Source organism: Methanoculleus sp. 10, assembly GCF_913757945.1.
Taxonomy (GTDB): Archaea; Halobacteriota; Methanomicrobia; order Methanomicrobiales; family Methanoculleaceae; genus Methanoculleus.
Map to the genome: position 1 here is coordinate 1 of NZ_CAJYDP010000024.1, position 1,361 is coordinate 1,361.

Annotated in this window: 1 protein-coding gene; it reads left to right on the forward strand. The window is 53.4% G+C overall.

Features of this window, described 5'->3' with window-relative positions; genetic code table 11:
* The first annotated feature begins 123 nt into the window (after positions 1-123).
* Positions 124-1,251 carry an IS256 family transposase gene (locus tag QZ408_RS14765; RefSeq protein WP_292492827.1) on the forward strand — a complete coding sequence of 376 codons (1,128 nt, stop codon included), beginning with the start codon at positions 124-126 and terminating at the stop codon, positions 1,249-1,251.
* Positions 1,252-1,361: the final 110 nt, after the last annotated feature.

Here is a 1,361-nt window from a genome sequence, read left to right on the forward strand (position 1 = left end):
GGACTCTTCCATTATGGTTAATAAGGCGTCAACACCACACATAGACGGTAGCGTAACGAAGTTTATGTAAAATTGAAATGGCCCTGGATCCAACCTCGATTTGCACAAAGGAGAAACAGGGCCATGGATACCTTAGACCTTATCGCAGATTATCTTTCCGATCAGGAGGAAGGCATGAAGAACCTCATCGCTGCTTTCCTCAATAAGGTAATGATTGTAGAGGCACTCCAGCAGGCGGGAGCCATCCCGTATGAGCGCACTGATTCCCGGAAGGCGCATCGGAACGGTTACAAGGCCCGATCCCTCAAGACCCGATACGGGGAAATGACCCTCCGGAAACCACAATTCCGGGAGTTCCCCTTTGAGACGCAGGTCTTTGGACGGTATGCTCGAGCGGAAAAGGCTATTGTGAATGCCGTGGTGGAATCCTACCTTCAGGGGGTCTCGACACGGCGCGTTCAGGAGATCGTTGCTCATCTGGGCATCGAGCAACTCTCCCCTGCCTCGGTCTCCCGGATGGCCAAGGATCTTGATGAACAGGTTCAGGCATTCCTCTTGCGGCCGATTGAGCAAGCAATCCCGTATCTCTTCGTGGATGCATCATACTACAAGGTGCGCGAAGGTGTACGATACGTCACCAAAGCGGTCCTTGTGGTCGCCGGGGTGCGAGAGGATGGTTACCGGGAGATCCTGGGTGCGCGCATCACGGACTGTGAGAATGAGGCGTTCTGGTCGGGACTGTTCGAGGACCTCAAAGAACGCGGCCTTACCGGGGTCCAACTGGTCGTCTCCGATGGCCACACGGGCATCCAGAAGGCGGCCTCAGCCGCCTTCCTCGGCGCATCCTGGCAAATGTGCCAGGTCCATTGCACGCGAGCGGTTCTGAAGAATATACCCAAGAAAAACCAGAGCGAAGTCGCCGAATGGTTGAGAGAGGCATATGGCAGCGAGCAGAACCTCCAGAAGGTTGCTGATAATCTGAACGCCCGGGGATACCGGAAAGCAGCCAATACCATCGAGCGGTTCCTTCCTGGGCTCGTGAGTTATACAGCATTCCCGAAAAGGCACTGGAAACGGCTCAGAACCACCAATATGGTAGAGCGAGTCAACAAGGAATTGAAGCGAAGAACCAAGGTCGCAGAGATATTCCCGAATGATGAATCACTTCTCCGAGTGGTCGGATCCATCCTGATGGACATCAACGAGGAATGGGTCACCGGAAGAAAGTATTTGAACATGGACGAGGAATGATCAGACAAGGAGACAGGGCTCAGACAAATTACAGAAAATCTGAGACGCTACCACATAGACAGCACTTCCAGACAAGTTGATTGCTTCCGGCATGTCCGACCCTGTTTCAC

Coding starts and splice junctions, on each gene's coding strand:
- QZ408_RS14765 (WP_292492827.1), top strand. CDS start 124: ATGGATACCTTAGACCTTATCGCAGATTATCTTTCCGATCAGGAGGAA.